A 2,814-nucleotide genomic window follows, 5' to 3' on the forward strand; every position below is an offset into this window, starting at 1 on the left:
AGATGCAGGCCAAGGTCGTGGCCAACGAGGCGGCCGTGTCCATCTCCACGGCGGCCCTGGAGCTGGCCGGAGGCTCGGGCTACCTGCGGAGCCGCCCCATCGAGCGGTACGTCCGCGACGCCATGAGCGGGCCGGTGATGGCCTGGTCCGCCCCCGTCATCCGCGACTTCCTGGGCAAGGCCCTGCTTGGGCTCATGGGGCCTCCGCCGGCCTGAGCTTGCCGCGCTGTCCGAGGACCCTTGGGCGGGCCGGGCGCCTCAGAGCTCCGTGACGGGCAGGTGGAGGGTGAAGGTGGTGCCCTGCCCGGGCGTGCTCTCCACCTCGATGCGGCCGTGGTGGCGGGCGATGATGCTCTGGCTCACGGACAGGCCCAGCCCCGTGCCCTGGCCTCGGGGCTTGGTGGTGAAGAAGGGCGTGAAGAGCCGGGAGAGCGTCTCCGGCTCCATGCCCTTGCCTGTGTCCGAGATGCGCACCACCACCTCGTCACCCGCGTGCCGCGTGAGGATGCGGATCACCCCCTGCTTCTCGATGGCCTGGGCCGCGTTGACGAGCAGGTTGGTGAAGACCTGGGCGAGCTGGTTCGGGTGGCAGGAGATGAGCGGGAGCGGTCCGAGATCGCGCTCCACCGTGCACTTGTACTTGAGCTCGTTCCAGACCATCCGCAGCGTGGACTCCAGCTCCGTGTTGAGATCCGCGAGCTGGGGCTCACCGGAGTCCTCACGGGCGAACATGCGCAGGCTCTGGACGATCTCCTTGATGCGCCGCGCGCCCTCCAGGGACTCCTCGAGCAGCTCCGGCAGATCCACGAGGATGGAGGACACATCCTCCTTCTTCCACTGCTCCTGGAGCCGCGCGAGCAGGGCCTCCCGCGCCTCCGGAGTCCCGGAGCCCTGGGCCGCCGCAAGCTCGCGCTGGAGCTCCAGCAGCGGCGTGATCGCGGAGAGGTACTGGGTCAGCGTGGCCAGGTTGCTCAGCACATAGCCCACCGGGCTGCTGACCTCGTGCGCGACGCCTGCCGCCATCTGCCCGATGGAGGCCAGCTTCTCGGCCTGGATGAGCTGGACCTGGCGCTCCTCCAGCGCGCGTGTGGCCTGGCGCAGCTTCTCGGTGCGGCTCTGCACCAGCTCCTCCAGGTGATCGCGGTGGCGCCGCAGCTCCTCCTCCTGCTGGTGCAGGCGCTGCTCCGCCAGCTTGCGCTCGGTGATGTTGCGGATGATGCACACGGCCTCGTCCGGACCGCTGCGGATGATGCGCGACTCGTAGTGCTGGGTCCTGCCGCCCATGGGCAGCTCGTACTCGAAGACCTCCAGGGTGCCGTCGCGGACGGCCCGCTCCAGGTGATGGAAGATCGTGTCGATGAGGGGCTGCGGCATCGGCAGCTGGCGGATGTTGGTGCCGATGAGCGCCTCGGGCGCGACCATCAGCTCCTCGGGCCGGTTGACGATGAAGTCCAGGTACGTGCCATCCCGGCTCTGCCGGAAGATGAGGTCCGGCAGGGCGCTGAGCAGGGCGCTCAGGCGCTCTTCGTTGTGCTTGCTGGCGGTGATCTCGATGTTGGTGCCCACCATGCGCAGCGGGCGGCCCTCGGCATCCCTCGCGACCACCCGGGCCCGGGTGAGTATCCAGATCCACGCGCCATCCTTGCGCCGCAGGCGGAGCTCCCGCTCGAAGCGTGGGGTGCGGCCCTCCAGGTGGGCCTGCAGCTCTTGCGTGAGCCCGGGCCGCTCCTCGGGATGGGCCAGATGCAAGAACGCCGCGAAGGTGTTCGCGAACTCACCCTCGGCGTAGCCGATCGTGCTCAGCCAGCGCTGCGTCACGAGGATCTCGTCGGTGGGAACGTTCCAGACCCAGATGCTCTCATCCAGGGTCTCCAGCGCGAGCATCAAGTGCGTGAGGTTCGCCTCGAGGGCGCGCCTTGGCGTCTGAGCGCTCTCAGTCTCCTCGCGGGTGACCGACTCCGGTTTTGTGGAGGCACGGGACATGGAGAGGGACCTCAGGTCTTCTCCTCAGGGCCTGAGGCACCCGCAGTCTAATGAGGGCCTTGAGCTGAGGCGATAGAGCCGCTTCAGCCGCGCCGCCCCGCCCGGCGCTTCTTCAGGAGGGCAGCTCCATCGAGAGCGAGCGGCCGGCCTCGAACTCTGGTGCCTGCCTCAGCCGCTCCAGCACCCGCTCCTGGCAGCGCAGCGTGACCATGGGGAGCGAACCCGGCTGGCTCACCCACTTCACCTCGTTCATCAGCTTCTGCGACTGAAGATAATTCAGCACCGCGTCGTGGAACTGCAGGCTCTCGGTACAGCCGGCCAGGTGGAGGGCTCGGCGATCACGCTGAGGCAAAGGGCGGTACGGCGTGTCCTCTTCCCGCGGCATGACGATCGCCTCAATCCACATTCCGAGCACCCCTCCGGTTGGCCGATGCGAAAGTAGCAAGGCGCGTCGTGGATGCACCTTCCCAGGCTTGTATTCGCCCGCCGAATGGTTGCGTCCTGACGCCACGGGGTACCAAAACCCGCAGGATCAGCAGGTCCAGGAAAGCCAGTAAAGTTCAAGACTTGAGGCGTAAGCCCGCGTCTCGACTGGAGTTTTGAGGGAGAGACCGAAAACCGGGTCCGGCCGTTCAAGAAAGAAGAGCGGAGCCCGCGAAGCCCGTTGCGGGGCCGCTCCGTTCAGGACTGCAGCTCGAGGGACAGCGACTGACCTGCCTCGAACGCGGGAGACTTGCGCAGGTGCTCCAGCACGCGCTGCTGGCAGCGCAGGGTGACCATGGGAAGCGAACCCGGCTCGCTCACCCACTTCACCGCGTGCATCAGCTGGTGG

3 protein-coding genes are annotated in these 2,814 nt (G+C 67.7%); 1 reads left to right on the top strand and 2 read right to left on the bottom strand.

All coding sequences use genetic code 11. The annotated features are described in order from the left end of the window. The coding region (locus tag VD972_RS02875) for an acyl-CoA dehydrogenase family protein (RefSeq protein ID WP_324980366.1) at nucleotides 1-215 on the top strand (215 nt) is incomplete at its 5' end. 42 nt (nucleotides 216-257) lie between these two features. Here VD972_RS02875 and VD972_RS02880 read toward each other — a convergent pair. Together VD972_RS02880 and VD972_RS02885 are read right to left on the bottom strand one after the other, a co-directional pair. After that, a complete protein-coding gene (locus VD972_RS02880) occupies nucleotides 258-1,982 on the bottom strand; it encodes a PAS domain-containing sensor histidine kinase (RefSeq protein ID WP_324980369.1) in 1,725 nt (574 codons plus the stop codon). 112 nt (nucleotides 1,983-2,094) lie between these two features. Then, nucleotides 2,095-2,388 (bottom strand): hypothetical protein, encoded by a 294-nt coding sequence (locus VD972_RS02885; protein WP_324980372.1) that lies wholly within the window; start codon nucleotides 2,386-2,388, stop codon nucleotides 2,095-2,097. Between the last annotated feature and the right edge of the window lie 426 nt (nucleotides 2,389-2,814).

The sequence above is a fragment of the Hyalangium sp. genome (assembly GCF_035629615.1).
GTDB lineage: Bacteria > Myxococcota > Myxococcia > Myxococcales > Myxococcaceae > Hyalangium.